We start from the raw sequence: 14196 nt of genomic DNA on the forward strand, positions 1-14196 counted from the left end.
GTCGCTGCTAGGATGGACGTATCGTCGATGGCGAAAAATTTTCATCCGATCTGGTGAGGTAAAAAATAGTCGCTCAAGCGACATCGCCCCCAGGTTAACCTTGCAGTAACCTACAGGCAGTACCGTTCTGAACTCACACGATTGACGCAGGAACAGCATCAGAGGGCTCCCTAACCGGAGCCCTCTTTGCATCTAAAGCGCAGACGGCCTTATTTGCCTGGGATCAGCAGACTTGAGCCGCTGGTCGCTCGGCTTTCCAGCGTTTCGTGCGCTTTGCTTGCCTGCGACAGTGGGAATTTCTGCTGCTCTTTGACATCCACTTTGATTGCACCGCTAGAAATCAAACCAAACAGCTCGCCGCTGGCTGCTTCCAGTTCCTGCTGATTGGTAACGTAGTTGTTCAGGGAAGGGCGAGTCACAAACAACGAACCTTTCTGGTTCAGGATCCCTAAATCAACGCCGGTAACCGGGCCAGAAGCATTACCGAAGCTGATTAACAGGCCGTGGCGTTTAAGGCTATCCAACGAAGCTGGCCAGGTACTCTTACCCACCGAGTCATAAACTACCGCAACTTTCTCGCCACCGGTCAGTTCCTTGACGCGCTCGGCGATATTCTCTGTCTGATAGTTAATCGTTTCCCAGGCACCGTGGGCTTTCGCCAGCTCGGCTTTTTCATCGGAACCCACAGTACCAATCAGCTTAACGCCAAGCGCCTTGGCCCATTGACAGGCAATCAGCCCAACACCACCGGCGGCTGCGTGGAACAAAATAGTATCCCCCGCTTTGACTTTATGAGTCTGGCGGAAAAGATACTCAACCGTCAGGCCTTTCAGGAATGAAGCTGCGGCTTGCTCAAAGCTGATGCTATCTGGCAGCACGGCGACTCTGAACGCCGGAACATTGTGAAATTCGCTGTAAGAACCCAATGATGACTGTGCGTACACCACACGATCGCCAACTTTCAGGTGCTTAACATCAGCGCCAATTTTAGCAACTACGCCGGAAGCTTCGGTTCCCAGCCCGGACGGCAGCGAAGCCGTTGGGTAAAGACCGCTGCGAACATAGGTGTCGATATAGTTGATACCAATAGCCTTGTTCTCGATTTGGACTTCGTTCGCAGCTGGGTCAACGGGTGTAAAATCCACATATTCCAAAACTTCTGGTCCGCCTGTGGTGCTAAATTGAATACGCTTGGCCATTATTGTTCCTCGCAATGGGGTCTGATTTTTACCCTACGCTAATTGATTGAGCCGATCCAGTCGGGGTGTGCTGCTGCTAAGACCGTTTGGAAATGAGGCATCACAACAGATTATAATTCGGTATACTGACGCGTTATTAGCGTTCGCTCTGACCCTCAGGCTGCGTCGTCACGCCAGTTATTCATAGTAGGAAAGTATTGACCAATGGCCGGAAACAACAAACCAACCAACAAACCGCACGAACCCCGCGATCGTCAGATGGAAGGGCTAAAGCTTCCGCCACACTCAATTGAAGCCGAGCAGTCTGTGCTGGGTGGGTTGATGCTGGATAACGAACGTTGGGATAACGTTGCCGAGCGCGTGGTCAGCAATGATTTCTTCAGCCGCCCGCATCGCCTGATTTTTACCGAAATGCAGCGCCTGTTGGAGATGAGCAAGCCAATCGACCTGATTACCCTGTCCGAATCTCTTGAGCAGAAAGGCGATCTGGATTCGGTCGGTGGTTTTGCCTATCTCGCAGAATTATCCAAAAATACCCCAAGTGCGGCTAACATCGGCGCTTACGCCGACATCGTGCGCGAACGTGCGGTAGTGCGTGAAATGATCTCGGTCGCCAACGAAATTGCCGATGCCGGTTACGATCCTCAAGGTCGCAGCAGTGAAGACCTGCTGGATCTGGCCGAATCCCGCGTATTCCAGATTGCCGAAAGTCGGGCTAACAAAGATGAAGGTCCCAAGAGCGTTGACCGCATCCTCGAGAGCACAGTGGCGCGTATCGAAGAGCTGTTCCAGCGACCGCATGACGGTGTGACCGGCGTATCAACCGGTTATAGCGATCTCGACAAGAAAACCGCCGGACTGCAAAAGTCTGACCTGATTATCGTCGCCGCCCGTCCGTCGATGGGTAAAACGACCTTCGCCATGAACTTGTGTGAAAACGCCGCGATGATGCAGGAAAAGCCGGTGCTGATTTTCAGTCTCGAGATGCCCGGCGATCAGCTAATGATGCGTATGCTGGCCTCGCTTTCCCGCGTTGACCAGACCCGTATTCGTACCGGTCAGCTTGATGATGAGGACTGGGCGCGTATTTCCAGCACCATGGGTATTCTGCTCGAAAAACGTAATATGTATATCGATGACTCGTCAGGCCTGACTCCTACTGAAGTTCGCTCTCGCGCGCGCCGTATTTTCCGCGAGCACGGCGGCCTTAGCATGATCATGATCGACTACCTGCAACTGATGCGCGTACCTTCACTTTCCGACAACCGTACTCTGGAAATTGCCGAGATTTCCCGTTCGCTCAAGGCGCTGGCTAAAGAGTTGCAGGTGCCGGTAGTGGCATTGTCCCAGCTGAACCGAAGCCTGGAGCAACGTGCAGATAAACGCCCGGTCAACTCCGACTTGCGTGAATCGGGTTCCATCGAGCAGGATGCCGACTTGATCATGTTTATCTATCGCGATGAGGTTTATCACGATAACAGCGAAGAGAAGGGCATCGCGCAGATCATCCTCGGTAAGCAGCGTAACGGCCCGATCGGGACAGTGCGTTTGACGTTTAACGGGCAGTGGTCACGATTCGATAACTATGGCGGCCCACAATACGACGAAGACTAGTTTTTTAAGGCTAGCTTAATTTGATCCCATCCAGAAGGAAACCTGATGAAGGCGGCTACGGCTGTAATTGATCGCCGCGTTCTGCGTCAAAACCTGCAACGCATCCGTAATATAGCTCCGCAGAGCCGGGTGGTCGCGGTGGTGAAGGCGAACGCCTACGGGCATGGCCTGCTTGAGGCTGCGCACAGTTTGCAGGATGCTGATTATTATGGCGTTGCGCGGCTCGGCGAGGCGCTTGCGCTACGTGCAGGTGGCGTGCTAAAGCCAATATTATTGCTGGAAGGTTTCTTTGCTGCCGAAGATTTGCCGCTGCTGGTGAGGCACGGAATTGAGACGGCAGTACACAGTTCCGAGCAGCTTGAGGCGCTCGAAAATGCCGAATTGGCCGCTCCGCTCAAGGTGTGGTTGAAAATTGATACGGGCATGCATCGCCTGGGCGTTGCACCTGAAAATGCTGAATCTTTCTATCAGCGTCTTTTGCAGTGCGCTAACGTTATTCAGCCGGTGAATTCAATGAGTCATTTCAGCCGCGCCGATGAGCCGGAAAGTGACTACACCTTAAAGCAGATGCAAAGTTTCCAGTTGGTAACTCAGGGTAAATCAGGGTTGAAATCAATCGCCGCATCGGGAGGAGTGTTGCTGTGGCCGGCTTCGTACCTTGATCTGGTTCGCCCTGGCATCATCCTTTACGGAGTATCGCCATTGGCTACTGCCGAGGCCAGCAGCTTTGGTCTACAGCCAGCCATGACCCTGACTTCAAGCCTGATTGCCGTGCGTGAGCATCGCGCGGGAGAGCCAGTCGGCTATGGTGGAATATGGACCAGCACCCGAGATACTCGCCTGGGCGTGGTGGCCATTGGCTACGGCGACGGTTATCCGCGCACTGCACCCAGCGGCACGCCAGTATTGGTCAACGGGCGCGAAGTCCCAATTGTCGGGCGTGTCTCAATGGACATGATTTCTGTAGACTTAGGCCCGGACGCGCAGGATAAAGTCGGCGATGAGGCTATCCTTTGGGGCGCGGAATTGCCGGTAGAACGGATTGCCGCTTTCACCGGCATTAGCGCCTACGAGTTGATCACTACCCTGACATCCCGCGTCGCCAGAATCTACTTAGGCGATTGACGCAGCGGTAAAATCTCGATAAAGCGCAGCTTTCGAGCCGCGCCTTATTGATCTATAACGCCTTCATCAGGATTGTTTCGCCAGCCATTGACCCATGATTTTCTGATAATCGCCATTGGCCTTGCTCAGATGCAGCCACTGATCGACATACATCTTCCAGCTAATATCATCTTTTGGCAGCAGATAGGCCTTCTCGCCAAACTGTAGCGGCTTGTCAGGATTCACGGCACACAGCTTTGGATAATGCTTCTGCTGGAACAGCGCTTCTGAAGCATCAGTAACCATCACATCAGCTTTTTTATCGACCAACATCTGAAAAATAGCCAGATTATCGTGAGACAGTGTTAAATACGCATCGGGTAAGTAGGCGTGGACGAAGGCTTCATTAGTTCCACCTGCCGGCTCGATCAGGCGAGTGGCAGGTTTGTTTAACTGCTGCACGGTTTGATATTTTTTAACATTCTCACAGCGGACAAACGGAATTTTACCGTCCTTATCCAGCACGTTGGCGAACCAGGCTTTTTGCTGGCGTGGCAATGTGACGGAAATCCCGCCCATCGCGATATCACAACGGTTTGAAGTCATATCTGCCATCATGGTCTTCCAGGTGGTTGGCACCCAGTTAACTTTCACGCCCAGACTGGCAGCCAGCGATTCTGCCATCGCGATATCGATGCCTTCATATTTCCCGTCGGCACGCAAATAGGTGTACGGCTTGTAATCACCTGTGGTACAGACATTTAGCGATCCTTTCTGAATCACTCTGTCGAGGTGAGATGAGTTCCCTTCTGCCTGGGCCGCAGTGGTAGTGCTCATTAATAGGCTGATAGAGAGGAGTATTTTTTTCATCAGATTTCCTTGCCAGCGGCTTTTATACCCTCATATTCCTCAATCAGGCATTGTTATTGCAAGGAAAATAGTGATTTGAGATCAAAAAGCCACCGTCAGCGCACAAAGCAACGGTTTGGCTAATAAAAAACTGATAGTGTGTTAAGTAATAAAATTTATAAGCAGGTAATAAACCATGTATAGCATTGACGATTACGACTTAAAAATCCTCACCTTACTGCAGGCTAATGGACGTTTGACCAATCAGGAACTCAGCGAAATTGTCGGCCTTTCGGCATCGCAGTGTTCGCGCAGAAGGATCAGCCTCGAGCAGCAGCAAATGATCATGGGCTATCACGCCCGTTTGGCTCCTGAAGCTTTAGGGTTGGGCATGATAGGTCTGATTGAGATAAGGCTTATCAATCATTTACCTGAAAATGTTAGCGATTTCCACCAGATGCTGGAACAGGTTGATGCCGTCATTGACGCCTATAAAACCACGGGTGATGCAGACTATCTTCTAAAGGTTGCCGTCGCAGACTTAGCCGGTTTAAGTACTTTAATCAGCCATATTCTTTCGGTACATAAAAGCGTGGCGCATATTAAAACCTCTGTAGTGCTCAATCGTATCAAGGAAAATGGCCTGTTAACTTCGCCAATGGAACCCGCTGAAAAACCCGCTTAAGCCACCTGTATAATACTGCTCCAAGTTGGTGCAATTTCACTAACTTGGTGCGTTAAAAGGTGACTTTATGCATGAAAATGTCACTTTAAAATGAATAAATGCGTGAGATGATTATTTTTTTGATTAAATGCGGTTGAGTTGTGCAAAAGTGATTGCCTTATTTGGCCCTGTCGTTAATTATCTATGAAAATTCATGGCCCCAGCAGGCACGCATAGCCTGCGCGGTATTTTCATATTTAAAATTTACAGGCAATTTTATGGATAACACAGACAGCATTACACCGCCGCAGGTTGGGCATACCTGGCTTGAAGACGTGCTCGCTATCTTGATGGGCACATTGATGGTTTCGTTTGGCGTCATGATGTTGCGCCAGTCAGGTGCTTTGACCGGCAGCACGGCGGGTCTGGCATTCCTGATCCACTACCTGACCCACTATTCTTTTGGCGCGGTATTTTTCACCATCAATCTACCATTCTATTGGCTCTCGATTCGCCGCATGGGATGGCCATTTACCATCAAGACCTTTAGCTCAGTGGCATTAGTCTCACTTTTCACCAGCCTGCACCCGCTGTTCATCCATTTTGATCACCTTGAGCCTTTTTATGCGGTGCTGTTTGGTAACGTGATTATGGGCATGGGCTTTATTGTACTGTTCCGCCACAAGGCGAGCCTCGGTGGCATGAATATCTTGTCCCTGTATTTGCAGGATAAATACGGTATCCGCGCAGGCAAATTACAAATGGGCGTCGATTTTGTGATTGTGCTGGCATCGCTGTTTGTGGTCAGTATTCCCATGCTGATTGCCTCAATCATGGGCGCGTTTGTGCTCAATCTGATTATTGCCATGAACCATCGCCCTGGGCGCTATAGCGTTTAAGTGGCAAATTCCTGAATTTGCCTCGCAACAACGCAACATTAAAGTGATTTTTTTGAGCAATATTTGTTAGTCTAAGAAATAACAAAAAACAGTAAATCGTCGCTGCTTCGACATAACAGATCCCCCGGAGAATGGGAATTCTGGCGCTTGTCCAAGAAAAAGAAATCCAAGGAGAAATACCGTGTTCCAACATGTTGATGCTTATGCCGGTGACCCAATATTGTCGCTGATGGAAAGCTTCAAGAACGACCCAAGAGAGAAAAAGGTAAACCTGAGCATCGGTCTTTATTACGACGATCATGGAATTATCCCACAGCTTGGGGCAGTCGAAGCCGCTGAAAACCAGTTGAATTCCGTGGCGCAAACTGCGTCGGTTTATTTGCCGATGGAAGGTCTTGGCGCTTACCGCAGCAGCATTCAGAGCCTGTTGTTTGGTGCCGAACACTCTGCTTTACAACAGCAGCGTATCGCGACTATCCAAACTGTAGGCGGCTCTGGCGCGCTGAAAGTGGGCGCTGACTTCCTGAAATACTACTTCCCTAATTCTGAAGTGTGGGTGAGCGATCCGACCTGGGACAACCATGTCGCAATCTTCTCTGGCGCGGGCTTCAAAGTTCACACCTATCCCTACTTTGATGGTGAGAAACTCGGCGTAAACTTTGCCGGTATGCTCGAGAAGCTGCACACTCTGCCAGCGCAAAGCATCGTATTGCTGCATCCGTGCTGCCACAACCCAACCGGTTCTGACCTGAGTCAGGCCCAATGGGATCAGGTTATCGAACTGGTTAAACAGCGTGAGCTAATCCCGTTCCTCGACATCGCCTATCAGGGCTTTGGCGTAGGCATGGATCAAGACGCCTATGCGATACGCGCGATGGCTGCTGCCGGCGTCAACATGCTGGTCAGCAACTCCTTCTCCAAGATTTTTTCACTCTACGGTGAGCGCGTTGGTGGCTTGTCAGTAGTGTGCGAGAACAGCGAAGCCGCGGGTCGTGTATTAGGGCAGCTGAAAGCAACGGTTCGCCGTAACTACTCAAGCCCGCCAAACTTCGGTGCTAAAGTGGTTTCTACCGTTTTAGGTGATGCCGAACTGAAAGCCCAGTGGCTGGCGGAAGTTGAAACCATGCGTACTCGCATCATCGAAATGCGCCAGACGCTGGTTAACAGCCTGAAGAAATCTCTGCCGGGTCGTAATTTCGACCACTTGCTGCAACAGCGCGGCATGTTTGGCTATACCGGCTTCAGCGCGGCTCAGGTTGACCGTCTTCGTGAAGAGTTTGGCGTCTACCTGATTGCCAGCGGTCGCGTCTGCATCGCCGGTCTGAACCACCACAATGTGGAGCAGGTTGCGGCGGCGTTTGCTGCAGTAGCAGGCGAGTAAACGCTTAGCTCGCTTTTTCCGTTCAGGAAAAGGCAAAAAAAGTCGGCGTCATTGCGCCGACTTTTTCTTTTAAACTAATCTTGAATTTTCACCACAACACGTCCACGAATCTGGCCTTTCATCAACCGATGGGCAGCCTCAATGGTTTCATCCAGCGTAATTTCCTGACTGATAGATGTCAGCAGGGAAGGATCTACTAACTCGGCCAGCCGTGCCCAAGCCACCTGACGTTCCTCCGCTGAGCGAGTCACGCTGTTGATTCCGGCGAGAGTAATATTGCGTAAAATAAACGGTGCGACGCTGGCCGGGAAATCCATTCCCTGTGCCATCCCGCAGGCTGCGACGGTGCCACTTTCTTTTATGCTGGCGCAAACGTTGGCCAATGTGTGACTGCCTACTGAATCGATCGCCGCCGCCCAGCGCTCTTTTTGCAGCGGTTTACCCGGTTCGCTTAATAAGTTGCGATCAACGATTTCACAGGCTCCGAGCTGAGTTAAATATTCTGCTTCCTCCGGTCTGCCAGTCGATGCGGCTACCTGATAACCCAGTCGAGCAAGCAGGGAGATAGCGAAGCTGCCGACGCCGCCGTTAGCGCCGGTCACCAGCACCGTGCCTTTATCGGGCGTCAGGCCGTTTTTTTCCAGAGCAATAATTGCCAGCATGGCGGTATACCCAGCGGTGCCGATGATCATGCTGTCTTTCAGGCTTATCGCAGCAGGGACCGGGGTAAGGTATTGCGCATCTACACTGACTTTTTGCGCCAGTCCACCCCAGGCCTTTTCCCCAAATCCCCAGCCGTTAAGCAGCACGCGATTTCCAGCGGCAAATTTTGGGTTACTGCTTGTTGAAACCACGCCGGAGAAATCAATACCGGGTACCATTGGGAAGCTGCGCACGATGGGACCGCTGCCGGTGATGGCCAGTCCGTCTTTATAGTTCAGCGTGGAATAGTGTACATCGACCACGACTTCACCGGCTGGAAGCTGGCTTTCTTCAACGTCTTTTAGCGTAGCCTGGTAATGATCGTTTGATCCATCAACTGTTTTTTCTATCAAGATAGCTTTAAACATTTTGAACTCCAGATTTAATGCTGACGTCGGGTTGGCGAGGCAGCCCGGCCAGAAAGAGGGTGATAAAATTATTTAAAGGATCGGCATTGCCGTTGAGCTTGGCGCGCATCACGGCACCTTCCCATCCGGCCCAAAAATAGGTTGCCAGTGCATGGCAATCGGCCTGTTGATCAAGAGTTTTCTGCTGCCGGGCAAGCTCGAGACATTGCTCGATTCGCTGCTCCCAACTGCGCAGGATCGCGATAAGCCGTTCGCGATAATCAGTGGGGAGATTAGAGACTTCTTGCCCCAGATTGCCGATCAGACAACCGCGACGGAAATGGTATTTCGCCATACCTTGTGCGGCATCTGTGACAAAAGCCTGAATCCTTTCGAGTGGGGCAACATTCTGATTGAGAAGGTATTTATCCAGTTTGTAGGCAAAAAAACGCGCGTAGTTTTCAATAATTGCCTGGCCGAAGGCCTCTTTACTGTCGAAATAGTAATAAAACGAGCCTTTTGGCACGCCGACCTGACGCAAGATCCCTTCGATACCGGCAGCGGTAAAGCCTTGCTCGGTAAGGACGGCGGTACCGCAGCGGATCAGCGCTTCGCGAGTATCAATGTTTTCGCGCCCGGCTTTTGGCGGACGACCACGGCGTGGTTTTGGGGCTTCAATGGTCATCCGTTAAATATAGACCGATCGTCTTGTTAAATCAAAAACCTAGAAAAGAACTTATACTTTCATTGATTTTTATCAAATAAGGAGAGCGCTATGTGGTTTCAAAAAGAGATCAAACTGAAGCAACGAACTCGTGGTTTTCATTTGATCACCGATGAAATTTTGCAGCAGCTGCCCGAGATTCGACAGCTGTCGATAGGCCTGTGCCACGTATTTATCCAGCATACTTCGGCCGGATTAACCATCAACGAAAATGCCGATCCCACCGTGCGGCAAGATTTTGAGGGCTTTTTCAATCGCGCGGTAAAAGAGGACGAGCCCTGGTATCAGCATGATTACGAAGGCAGTGACGACATGCCAGCGCATCTCAAAAGCAGCCTGCTTGGCTGTAGCGTGAGTATTCCAATCAGTAACGGGCGGTTAAATCTCGGTACCTGGCAGGGGATTTATCTCTGCGAGCATCGCAATCACGGGGGTTCCCGTCGTATCGTCATCACCCTTAACGGTTCATCCTCGGCAAACTAGCGCTGAATTTTGTTAACTGGGTTGCAGTTGTGTGTTTTTTGTCCAGATATACTGCCTTCTCAATTTCCAATGCAAGGCGTCAATAAGATGAATAATACTCAACTGCTTGATTATTGCCTCTCGAAACCCGGGGCTCAGCAGAGCACAGAAAATCAGTGGCAGGCCAACCAGATCAAGGTTGCCGGGGTGATGTTTGCCATGCTGCGCGATATCAAAGGCCATCCGGCAATTTCATTAAAAACGGGTCATCAGACGGCGGAGAATCTGCGCCATCAGCATCCAGAGATTATCGCCTGTGATTGCCTTAACAAGGCCCACTGGAACAGCGTCCTGCTTGATGGCAATCTGCCAGACTCGCAGTTTTATGCGTTAATTGACAGCTCGTATCAGCTTGTTCTATCTAGCCTGCCCGAAGAAAAACGTCATGCGATTGCCAGCTAATGTTGCAAGATCCCTTAGGCCCAAATCCCGGTGCTGAGTGTTGCAGGCGAGAATTCTATATCGCTTCCTTGCCACGGCAGCAAACCGGGAAATCGCCATGCGGATGTCACATGCAAACACCAAAAGCGCTCGGCACCCTCAAGTTTGTGCTGGGCATCAACCTGCCAATTTAACTCAGTATGGCCCTGCAGGTGCAATACGTCACCATTCACAAAATCCAGAAATAACAGTGCCGCGCGCGGTTCTGCCAGCATATTGCCGAGGGTGTTCATGTAGCGGTTACCGCTGAAATCAGGCACCCACAGGGTCTCGCCAACAATTTTCACAAATCCGGGATTGCCGCCTCGGTGTGAAATATCCACCCCGCCAGTGGATGAACCAGCATGGGCGTGGGTAGCTACGAAAAAAGTGTCCGCTGAGGCGATCATTTCACGCGCTTTACTATCTAATCCGCTGAGATGATCAATTGCTTCGAATTCATTTTGGCGTGGTGTGATTTTCCGACGTTGAATATATTTTGGGCAGTTGCCAAAACTTTGCTTAACGGCAAGCTCAAGCCGATTTTTATCCATCCGGCTAATTACGCCGTTGACCCGATTTCTGCGCCGATTGCTGAAATCCAGACCCAAGGCCCCTAATTCTTTGCCAGGTTGTAATGCCGATAACGCCGGACAATCTTCGCGCCGTGGAGCATTGATGCGTAAATGGCTGTTGTCCACGGTGCTAATAAATCCCGGCGGACCACTGAGTACGGTCGCTACCGGCCAACCGTGGTCATCCAGAGTTGCGATATAAAAAGACGGCAGCCCGGCGAAGAAATCACGGTGCTGCTGCGGCATGGAAGGGTAAATTCCAGCTGAGCCGACCATAAATCCGGCCAGCGTCTGTGCTCGTTTCTCATCCGGGTGGAAAATTTCCATCGCATCACCTCGTTACTGAGCAGGCTCGGGCAAAGGCAGCGGCGGCGTTGCGATAAAGCCCGGCAGACTTTCAATACGCAACAGCCACTGTCTGATAGCGGGAAAAGCTTCGAGCGAAATCCCGCCTTCGGGAGCAAGAGCGACATAGCTGTAGCAGGCCAGATCGGCTACCGTAGGTTGATTTATTACCAAAAATTCGCGTTGACTCAGATGTAGCTCGAGCTGAGGCATAAATTTTTTCGCGACCTTCACCGCAACGGGGTAATCTTCCGGCGTGCCGAACTGCGCAATCAGGCGCGCCGAAGCTGGCCCGTAGCGAATCTCACCTGCCGCCTTGCATAGCCATTGCTGCGTATGTGCCGCTGCTACTGCATCTTCAGGAAGCCAATGAGTGCCCGGGGCATAGGTTTTCGTCAGATAAATCAAAATCGCGTTGCTGTCGGCAATGACCGTTTCGCCATCGACCAGCACCGGGATTTGTCCCCACGGATTCAGCTGGCGGAACTCCTCGGTCGCCCGTAATTCTGCTCCAGCTTCGATAAATTCATACTCTAGCTCAAGCATTCTCAGTAGTAGCGTGACGCGATGAACGTGTCCTGAAAGCGGTGTGCCATAAAGTTTTAGTCTAGTCATCAGGTTTCTCCCTTTAGGTTTCCATCCAGATTACTCTTGCAATAGATGAAAGGAATCAGGGATTATTGAAATTGATAATTTCACTAAATGGAATAATTTATGGATCGCCTTGATGAACTCGCTATTTTTCTTGAAGTGCTGAATCAGGGCAGTCTTGCAGGAGCCGCACGCAGGCTCCGGCGTTCGGCTCCCGCTGTGACACGCGCAATTGCCTCGCTTGAACAACGATTTGGTGCAAGGTTGGTGGAGCGAACGACAAGAAGTTTAGCGCCGACCGAGGCGGGAGTAAGGCTGGCAGAGCAGGCGGCTAATATTTTGAAAAGCTATAACGAAGCGGTGCAAGATACTGCTGAAACTCAGCTTAAAGGACTGCTGCGCGTGACTGCTCCGGTACTGTTTGGCCGGCGACATATTGCACCGCTGGTCATGGAGTTCCAGAGTTTACATCCCGAGATTCAGATCGAACTACTGCTTAGTGATAGAAATCTTGATCTGATTGAACAGGGGATCGATGTCGCCGTACGTATCGGACATCTTGAAGATTCCTCAAAGGTTGCGCGGCGGCTGGGGCAAGTTAGTCTCGTTATGATTGCCAGTCCACAATATTTGGCCGCGTATCCTGACCTGCGCCATCCCTCTGAGCTGGCAAAGCACCAAATAGTGTTGAGCAGCAGCGATACGTTCAACGAATGGCGGTTTGGCGCGCACGAAGAAGGGCCGCGTCTCAGACTTTCGCCTCACTTGGTGTTTAATGATGTTGAGACCCGAGTGCTGGCAGTGAAATCAGCAAAAGGAATTGGCAGATTTCTATCCTATCAGGTGGCCGACGAATTGGCAGATGGCACGTTGGTCAGACTATTGCCTGAGTTCGAACCCTTGCCGCTCCCAGTGCAGCTGGTGGTACAAAATATTCAACGTATGCCGTTTAAAGTCAGAACCTTTTGGGACTTTATACGCACCAGATTACATGACTTACCTCAAATTCACGCGTAGTCGTTTCAACAAATAATTATGAGTATAAATAAAATAAAAAAACAGGTCATATTAATCATGATGTTAAATTATCATTATCATGATTGTTAAATTAATTTTTTATTTTTAAATTAATTAATAAAACTATTATCGCGGTCCGCAAATAACATTCTAACTTGTAGGTAGAGCTTGCTTAGTTATGTTTTTTAAATAACTTCGCAAGCCACGAGAGTGTTTTGATAACACATCAAAATGTAAGTTAATTGTCTGAATTATATTTCCAGATGTTTGAGTAATATTTTTTTGATAATTAAATCTAACTGTTAGAGGTGGAATTATGGCGGGTACAGCGATTACAACTTATACCTTTTCTGCAGGAGCTACACTGAGTTCGACTGCGGATATCATTACTGATGGAAGCTATTTATATTCCTGGACTGGCACATATCCAAAAGTTGTGGCAGCTTCAACAACAGCAACTTCAACGGGAGGAATTGGACTGGGTGGCTGGTCAATTCTTGGTGATGCGGTTCTACGTTCAAATCTTGCTTCGGTCGCAGATTCCTACGGTGATGCTTTAATTGGTGTAAAGCAACCTTATGATGGGGCTGCAGCACGAAACCAGTCTGATAAAAACGCTGAATCAATTAGCCTTATGGATGCTGGTGGCACTCGCGATGCTTTTGACCCATCCAAATTGGAAACCGCTGTAAAATTAGTGGCTAACGAAAATAGGATCCCTTACTTTGGGGCTAAGCAATTTGCTTTTCCACAGCAGACCGTTAAAGCCTGGAGTTGGCTTGATGGCGAAAGAGATAGAGGGGTTGTAGCATCCTTTAGTAATGTGGTTGCCCCTACGTCTGATGAGCCAGTAACTCAGGTTGTGGGCCTGGGTTCTGCAGCAGGTCTCGGTTATTATTCCGATCGAGACTTCGTTCTAATGTTTGGACAAATTGAAGGACCTCCTGCATTACTTTCAACCTCTAATACGACCTTTACGACTAATACAATTACTTCCACTGACATAAGTTCTGTTAGCGCACACCTACGGGCAGGCCAGATCATTGATGTTACTGATTCATCAAATTCGAGCCTTATCTATAGTGGACTAATTTTGAGTTTATCTAATACGACCGTTACTGTTGATACCGCCTGGTATTTAAAGGGGGGCAACGGGTCGACGGGTATTCCTTCTGCCTCTTCGACTGCAAACTTTGTTCCTAATACAAAAATTTGGGGACAGAATCTAAATGTCACCCTTGAC

Annotated in this window: 14 protein-coding genes and 1 pseudogene; 9 read left to right on the forward strand and 6 right to left on the reverse strand. The window is 50.0% G+C overall.

The genetic code is table 11. The annotated features are described in order from the left end of the window. Positions 1-209: 209 nt before the first annotated feature. Positions 210-1199, reverse strand: coding sequence for a quinone oxidoreductase (locus SPM24T3_RS19895; protein WP_009638612.1), 990 nt, complete (start codon positions 1197-1199; stop codon positions 210-212). Positions 1200-1403: 204 nt separating this feature from the next. Between SPM24T3_RS19895 and dnaB the strand changes: the two genes are divergently transcribed. Then, on the forward strand, positions 1404-2813 hold the full coding sequence (gene dnaB / locus SPM24T3_RS19900; protein ID WP_009638613.1) for a replicative DNA helicase: 1410 nt from the start codon (positions 1404-1406) through the stop codon (positions 2811-2813). A gap of 45 nt (positions 2814-2858) precedes the next feature. Continuing rightward, positions 2859-3938, forward strand: coding sequence for an alanine racemase (gene alr / locus SPM24T3_RS19905; RefSeq protein WP_009638614.1), 1080 nt, complete (start codon positions 2859-2861; stop codon positions 3936-3938). 66 nt (positions 3939-4004) lie between these two features. Here the strand turns inward: alr and SPM24T3_RS19910 are convergent, their stop codons facing one another. After that, entirely contained in the window at positions 4005-4787 is a 783-nt protein-coding gene (locus SPM24T3_RS19910) for a transporter substrate-binding domain-containing protein (protein ID WP_009638615.1), read from the reverse strand. Between the two features lie 175 nt (positions 4788-4962). Between SPM24T3_RS19910 and SPM24T3_RS19915 the strand changes: the two genes are divergently transcribed. The 3 genes from SPM24T3_RS19915 to SPM24T3_RS19925 all read left to right on the forward strand — a co-directional run bounded on the left by SPM24T3_RS19915 (position 4963) and on the right by SPM24T3_RS19925 (position 7710). Next, complete coding sequence (locus SPM24T3_RS19915; RefSeq protein ID WP_009638616.1) at positions 4963-5451, forward strand: Lrp/AsnC family transcriptional regulator; 489 nt, start codon at positions 4963-4965, stop codon at positions 5449-5451. A gap of 257 nt (positions 5452-5708) precedes the next feature. After that, complete coding sequence (locus SPM24T3_RS19920) at positions 5709-6329, forward strand: YitT family protein (protein ID WP_009638617.1); 621 nt, start codon at positions 5709-5711, stop codon at positions 6327-6329. 181 nt (positions 6330-6510) lie between these two features. Beyond that, positions 6511-7710 carry an amino acid aminotransferase gene (locus SPM24T3_RS19925; protein WP_009638618.1) on the forward strand — a complete coding sequence of 400 codons (1200 nt, stop codon included), beginning with the start codon at positions 6511-6513 and terminating at the stop codon, positions 7708-7710. A gap of 74 nt (positions 7711-7784) precedes the next feature. On the opposite strand, the gene SPM24T3_RS19930 is transcribed toward SPM24T3_RS19925, so the two are convergent. After that, positions 7785-8780 carry an MDR family oxidoreductase gene (locus SPM24T3_RS19930; RefSeq protein WP_009638619.1) on the reverse strand — a complete coding sequence of 332 codons (996 nt, stop codon included), beginning with the start codon at positions 8778-8780 and terminating at the stop codon, positions 7785-7787. Further along, entirely contained in the window at positions 8773-9444 is a 672-nt protein-coding gene (locus SPM24T3_RS19935; protein WP_009638620.1) for a TetR/AcrR family transcriptional regulator, read from the reverse strand. The genes SPM24T3_RS19930 and SPM24T3_RS19935 overlap by 8 nt, the downstream gene beginning before the upstream one ends. A 90-nt stretch (positions 9445-9534) precedes the next feature. On the opposite strand from SPM24T3_RS19935, the gene SPM24T3_RS19940 reads away from it, so the two are divergent. Together SPM24T3_RS19940 and SPM24T3_RS19945 are read left to right on the forward strand one after the other, a co-directional pair. Next, positions 9535-9966: a secondary thiamine-phosphate synthase enzyme YjbQ gene (locus SPM24T3_RS19940; protein WP_009638621.1), complete on the forward strand. Its 432-nt coding sequence runs from the start codon at positions 9535-9537 to the stop codon at positions 9964-9966. An 87-nt stretch (positions 9967-10053) separates the two neighbouring features. Then, entirely contained in the window at positions 10054-10407 is a 354-nt protein-coding gene (locus SPM24T3_RS19945; RefSeq protein WP_009638622.1) for an MmcQ/YjbR family DNA-binding protein, read from the forward strand. Positions 10408-10421: 14 nt separating this feature from the next. Here the strand turns inward: SPM24T3_RS19945 and SPM24T3_RS19950 are convergent, their stop codons facing one another. Continuing rightward, positions 10422-11327 (reverse strand): pyridoxamine 5'-phosphate oxidase family protein, encoded by a 906-nt coding sequence (locus SPM24T3_RS19950; RefSeq protein WP_009638623.1) that lies wholly within the window; start codon positions 11325-11327, stop codon positions 10422-10424. 12 nt (positions 11328-11339) lie between these two features. After that, complete coding sequence (locus tag SPM24T3_RS19955) at positions 11340-11960, reverse strand: glutathione S-transferase family protein (RefSeq protein WP_037379256.1); 621 nt, start codon at positions 11958-11960, stop codon at positions 11340-11342. A gap of 99 nt (positions 11961-12059) precedes the next feature. Between SPM24T3_RS19955 and SPM24T3_RS19960 the strand changes: the two genes are divergently transcribed. Together SPM24T3_RS19960 and SPM24T3_RS25615 are read left to right on the forward strand one after the other, a co-directional pair. After that, entirely contained in the window at positions 12060-12953 is an 894-nt protein-coding gene (locus SPM24T3_RS19960) for a LysR family transcriptional regulator (protein ID WP_009638625.1), read from the forward strand. A gap of 316 nt (positions 12954-13269) precedes the next feature. After that, a pseudogene (locus SPM24T3_RS25615) lies at positions 13270-14196 on the forward strand (hypothetical protein); the annotation flags it as partial.

This window comes from Serratia sp. M24T3 (assembly GCF_000257645.1).
Lineage (GTDB): Bacteria > Pseudomonadota > Gammaproteobacteria > Enterobacterales > Enterobacteriaceae > Rouxiella.

Coding starts and splice junctions, on each gene's coding strand:
- SPM24T3_RS19950 (WP_009638623.1), bottom strand. CDS start 11,327: ATGGAAATTTTCCACCCGGATGAGAAACGAGCACAGACGCTGGCCGGA.
- dnaB (WP_009638613.1), top strand. CDS start 1,404: ATGGCCGGAAACAACAAACCAACCAACAAACCGCACGAACCCCGCGAT.
- SPM24T3_RS19960 (WP_009638625.1), top strand. CDS start 12,060: ATGGATCGCCTTGATGAACTCGCTATTTTTCTTGAAGTGCTGAATCAG.
- SPM24T3_RS19930 (WP_009638619.1), bottom strand. CDS start 8,780: ATGTTTAAAGCTATCTTGATAGAAAAAACAGTTGATGGATCAAACGAT.
- SPM24T3_RS19910 (WP_009638615.1), bottom strand. CDS start 4,787: ATGAAAAAAATACTCCTCTCTATCAGCCTATTAATGAGCACTACCACT.
- SPM24T3_RS19895 (WP_009638612.1), bottom strand. CDS start 1,199: ATGGCCAAGCGTATTCAATTTAGCACCACAGGCGGACCAGAAGTTTTG.
- SPM24T3_RS19940 (WP_009638621.1), top strand. CDS start 9,535: ATGTGGTTTCAAAAAGAGATCAAACTGAAGCAACGAACTCGTGGTTTT.
- SPM24T3_RS19955 (WP_037379256.1), bottom strand. CDS start 11,960: ATGACTAGACTAAAACTTTATGGCACACCGCTTTCAGGACACGTTCAT.
- SPM24T3_RS19915 (WP_009638616.1), top strand. CDS start 4,963: ATGTATAGCATTGACGATTACGACTTAAAAATCCTCACCTTACTGCAG.
- SPM24T3_RS19935 (WP_009638620.1), bottom strand. CDS start 9,444: ATGACCATTGAAGCCCCAAAACCACGCCGTGGTCGTCCGCCAAAAGCC.
- SPM24T3_RS19945 (WP_009638622.1), top strand. CDS start 10,054: ATGAATAATACTCAACTGCTTGATTATTGCCTCTCGAAACCCGGGGCT.
- SPM24T3_RS19920 (WP_009638617.1), top strand. CDS start 5,709: ATGGATAACACAGACAGCATTACACCGCCGCAGGTTGGGCATACCTGG.
- alr (WP_009638614.1), top strand. CDS start 2,859: ATGAAGGCGGCTACGGCTGTAATTGATCGCCGCGTTCTGCGTCAAAAC.